Raw genomic sequence first — 4,875 nt, 5'->3', positions numbered from 1 at the left:
GAAGTTGAGCACGGTGCGACTGAGCACGTTACTATTTTCCATTAGCTGCTCATTTTCTAAACTAAATTTCTTGCATGCCTATCTACAGTTGGTTTTATCTCAACTTTTACTTTATTCCCGTTTTCTTCTTCTGTTTTTGAAACACAATACTTGATTGTATTTACGTCATCGTATCCATTAATTATACCTTCTGTAAATAAGAAACCGATAGTGAGTTCAAAGTCATGACCTGGTGTTCGCATAGTAACAGAAATACTTTTCTGTTTGCGATTATTTTTGTCGCCATAGCCCAGTTGGATTTCAAGCGGTTCTTCAACCACCAAAAGGTCATCAACTACGTCAACGGAATTTGCCGTGACTTTAGATATGCTTACTGATTTTACGCTACTAGCCAAAACTCCTTATAATTTAATTTAAAGATAAGGAAACGTTACGAGGAAATATTAACCCCGTAATCTTTCGTTTGCTGCATCAAAAATTGGATTTTCTACCACAATAGCTTTACGCTTTACACCTAGAATTTCAATTTCGTAATTGCTTCCAATTATTGCTTTCTCTGTTTTAATGTAAGCTAAGGCTAAACTTTTTTGAACGGTAAAGCCGTAACCACCTGAAGAAACCCTTCCAATGATATTGTCGCCATCGTAAACAGGCTCGTCCATAAATACATCCGCCTCATTGTCGTCTTCAACAGTCATCATAACCAAAGATTCAGGGATGCCATCTTCTTGCATTTTAAGAAGAGCATCTTTTCCTTTAAAGTCTTTTTTGAATTTAACCGCCCAGCCTAAGCCTGCTTCAATTGGATTTCTTTCGTAGTTCAACTCGTTTCCAAGAATGCAATATCCTTTTTCAAGGCGCATAGACATCATTGCACGTAAGCCGAAATTCACAATACCGAATTCCTTTCCAGCTTCCATGATCGCATCATAAATTGCTTCTTGATCTTCGTATTTGCAATAGAACTCCCAGCCTAACTCTCCTGTAAACCCAAGTCTAAGTGCTCGTGCCTCGCGTCCTCCGATAGTTACCATTTTTGAAGTGGCAAATTTGAATTCGTCTTTAGAATAGTCAGCATCAGAAATTTTAATAATCAAATCTCTTGATCTTGGTCCAGCAACTACCAACACAGCTAAATCTTCAGAGATGTTTTTAATTTCAATAGGACTTCCTTTAGGAATTTGTTTTTGAATCCAATCGAAATCATGACGTTCTGCAGCAGCTGCAGTTACTACCATGAAATCATCTTCGTCTAATTTCGTAATAGTTGTATCGCATCTAATCTTTCCGCTATCGGCAAGCATTGTAGTTACAGCTGCTCTACCCATAGTTTTAGGAACATTATTGTTTGCTAAGTAATTTAAGAAGTCTGCTGTTCCTTCTCCTTTAACAGAGAATTTAGAGAAACCAGATAAATCAAGTACACCAACACTATTTCTTACAGCTTTACATTCGTTACCAACATGTTCGAACCAGTTAGTTCTCTTAAAACTATTGATTTCCATTGCCTCAACTCCTTCAGGTGCAAACCAATTTGGTCTTTCCCATCCATAAGTTTGGCTCATTACAGCCCCTTGTGCAACAAGTTTATCGAAAATAGGAGTTGTTTTTACGTTTCTTGCTGCCGGACGAATTTCACCTGGGTATTCAGCCGAGTACATCATTTTGTACGTTTCTTTTACTTTTTCTTCTGCCCATTTAAGGTCAGCGAACTCTCCATATCTACGGCTATCCATAAACATTGGGTCGATGCTTGTTTCTCCTTCAATGATCCATTCTGCGCAGTGTAATCCTGCAGCAGCACATTGTGTAATACCGAAACAATGTCCAGCATTCATGAAGAAATTCTTAACTCCGAAAGCTGGTCCTACAAGTGGATTTCCATCGGGAGCATAAGTAATTGGTCCGTTAACTTCTTCTCTAATTCCGGCTTCTCCCATTGCAGGTACTCTACCTATCGCATCCATTAATATGTTTTGAATTCTATCCATATTAGGATTAAGCATTTTTGAAGCATAGTCGTCTGGCACTCCTGCCGGATTCCATGGCATCGCAACTGGCTCGTAAGGACCGATAAGTAGTCCTTTTAGCTCTTGTCTCATGTAATAAGAAGTATCAGGATCTCTTAATAATGGTAGTTCCATATCCGAGTTAACCAATTCTTCTAAATCATCAAATAAGATATGGTGGTGCTCCATCGCAATGATTGGTAGATTAACACCTATCATATTTGCAATTTTAGTAGCCCATAGTCCAGCACAGTTAACTACGGTTTCGCAATCGATGTCACCATCCTTAGTATGTACAGTCCATTCGTCATTTGGCTTTTGCGTAAAACCGGTAACAGGATTGTTAAGATAAATCTCAGCACCGTTGGCTTTAGCGCCTTTTGCCATTGCATGCGTTACACTAGTAGGATCAACGTGACCATCTTCTGGGTGATATAATCCGCCTAAAAGACCATCTGTTTGAAGTAATGGATAAACATCTTTAAGTTCATCAGCAGTCATCATCTTAGAATTAACTCCTAAGATTTTGTCTTTTGCAGCAACATGCTTGTATTCAAGCATTCGTTCTTCATTTAAAGCCAATCGAATACTTCCCGTAGTATGCCAATCCACAGCTTGTCCAGTTTCCTTTTCTAAGGTTTGATAAAGCTCAACAGCATAATTGTGAACTTTAGAAAGATTGAACCCTCTACTGTATTGCGGAATGTTTCCTGCAGCTAACCAAGTAGAGCCAGATGTTAATTCATTCTTATCAACAAGAACAACATCAGTCCATCCTAATTTAGTTAAATGATAAAGTGTGCTACATCCTGCAATACCACCACCAATTACTACTACTCTCGCTTGCTTTTTCACTTGTTAAATCTTTAAGTGTTATTAATTTAATACCGTTACTCTCCGTATAAAGAGGGATGGTGAATTTAAATAAAAAATGCTGTTAATAAACAACCCTAAATGCAATTATTTGCACGCGTTCTGCACGATATATTGTAGTCGAAAGAATGTATTTTTGAAATTAAGAAAAAACAATATATGGCTGTAGGAATATTAGAAGCAAAAGACTTGATAGTTAGTACTGTTAGGCATCTTGTTGAGAAGGAAGTTTTATTAGAGAATGCACTTGGCTCTGTCTTGGCTCAAGACGTAAAAGCAACTTTAGATTTGCCAAATTTTGATAACTCGGCAATGGATGGATATGCAATTCGGTATGACGATGTTCAAGGTAATACTGTTTTGAAATTAGTAGGCGAGGTTCCTGCGGGTGGATTTTCAGATCATGTATTAGAAAAGAATGAGGCCATTCGGATATTTACCGGTGCAGCAGTTCCTATTGGGGCTGATACAGTAGTAATGCAAGAGCATGTGCAAAGAGATCACGACGATGTTCGGATTGATAAATTACCTGTTAAAGGAGCGAATATTCGATTAACAGGAGAGCAGATTGGTATTGGTGAAGTTGCATTGGTTAAAGGAACCAGTCTTAATCCAAGTGCTCTTGGATTCTTAGCATCTTTTGGAATTACTAAAGTAAAGGTGTTTGATTCTCCTAAAGTTGCTGTTATAATTACCGGGGATGAATTAGTTGATCGTGGAGATACACTAGAAAGAGGCCAGGTCTTTGAATCAAATTCTATTGCGCTTATAGCTGCTGTGAAACAATGTGGTATTGATGAATGTCGGATGTATCGATGTGAAGACGATAAAACTTCTCTTTTGAAATTGGTAGACGTAGTAATGCAAGAGTCGGATTTAGTAATATTTACTGGAGGAATCTCAGTAGGTGAGTATGATTTTGTTGGTGAAGTATTAAATGAGCTAAATGTAAACGAGGTTTTTTATAAGGTTCGTCAAAAACCAGGTGGACCATTGTTTTTCGGAGAGCAAAAAGAAAGATTCTTTTTTGGGTTGCCAGGAAACCCTGCGGCTGTGATGTCTTGTTTTTATGAGTACGTTTTACCGGCTATTCGAAAGATGAAAGGTTGCGATGAACTGTTCCTTCCGCAAGGAAAGTTGCCATTGAAAAATGACTTCGAAAAGAATCCGAAAAAAGGTGGTTTTCTGAAAGGGAAAATACACGAAAACGAAGTGGAGATATTGGACAAGCAGGCATCTTCTATGATGCGTTCTTTTGCTAAAGCAGATTGCCTTATTTATGTGCCAGAAAATCAGGGTGAATTTAAATCTGGAGAGATGATGGAAATTCATTATTTGCCAAGAAATTAGAAAGCGTTTTGATCGAGAGAAATGAAGTAACAGGTATTGTTTTAGCTGGTGGAAAAAGCACTCGAATGGGAGAGGAGAAGGGGCTTGTTTTGTTTGAAGATAAGCCAATGATTGAACACGTTTTGTTAGTGCTTGAATCCGTTTCTTTACTTGCAGTAGTAAGTTCTAATTCAGATAGTTATAACTATCTAGGCAGGTCTATTGTTAAGGATGAAATTATAGATCAAGGTCCAGGTGCAGGATTAGTAGAAAGCCTTAAGGAATCTAATACTAAGGTAAACGTGATTGCGCCGTGCGACATGCCTCATTTGAATGTAGAGTTTATGCAATACATGCTTTCTCAGTTAGGGAGTTTTCAGGCAGTTGTACCAGTTCATAAAAGCAGGATTGAGCCGCTCTGTTTGGTGATGAAAAAGGAGTGTGCTCCAGTTATAGAAAAGGAGTTAAGAAACGGGGTAAATAAATTAACTGAAATCTATAAATCGATCAACGTAAATTACCTAAAAGTAACTGGCGATGAACCAGGCTATAATACTGATCTTTTTAAAAACTATAATAGCCCTACCGACTTTAATCAATAGGGCTATTCAGCTTTAAATTTCGTGGTAGTTACTCTTGGCTTTCTTGCTCTTGGGCAACAGGT

The 4,875-nt window shown here is 38.0% G+C and carries 4 protein-coding genes; 2 read left to right on the top strand and 2 right to left on the bottom strand.

Annotated features, from left to right (window positions below; genetic code table 11):
• Nucleotides 1–56: 56 nt before the first annotated feature.
• Together HRT72_14240 and HRT72_14235 are read right to left on the bottom strand one after the other, a co-directional pair.
• Nucleotides 57–395 carry a formate dehydrogenase accessory sulfurtransferase FdhD gene (locus HRT72_14240; protein ID NQY68869.1) on the bottom strand — a complete coding sequence of 113 codons (339 nt, stop codon included), beginning with the start codon at nt 393–395 and terminating at the stop codon, nt 57–59.
• Nucleotides 396–443: 48 nt separating this feature from the next.
• On the bottom strand, nt 444–2,864 hold the full coding sequence (locus tag HRT72_14235) for an FAD-dependent oxidoreductase (GenBank protein NQY68868.1): 2,421 nt from the start codon (nt 2,862–2,864) through the stop codon (nt 444–446).
• 177 nt (nt 2,865–3,041) lie between these two features.
• Here HRT72_14235 and HRT72_14230 point away from each other — a divergent pair, with 177 nt between their 5' ends.
• Nucleotides 3,042–4,232, top strand: a complete 1,191-nt coding sequence (locus HRT72_14230) for a molybdopterin molybdotransferase MoeA (GenBank protein ID NQY68867.1) — start codon at nt 3,042–3,044, stop codon at nt 4,230–4,232.
• An 8-nt stretch (nt 4,233–4,240) separates the two neighbouring features.
• Entirely contained in the window at nt 4,241–4,813 is a 573-nt protein-coding gene (locus HRT72_14225) for a molybdenum cofactor guanylyltransferase (GenBank protein ID NQY68866.1), read from the top strand.
• Nucleotides 4,814–4,875 lie beyond the last annotated feature (62 nt).

The organism is Flavobacteriales bacterium, assembly GCA_013214975.1.
Taxonomy (GTDB): domain Bacteria; phylum Bacteroidota; class Bacteroidia; order DT-38; family DT-38; genus DT-38.
This window is presented reverse-complemented; position numbering and strand designations above follow the sequence as displayed.

What these genes read in the sequence shown, in the direction of transcription:
- HRT72_14230 (NQY68867.1), top strand. Translation starts at nt 3,042, where the DNA reads ATGGCTGTAGGAATATTAGAAGCAAAAGACTTGATAGTTAGTACTGTT.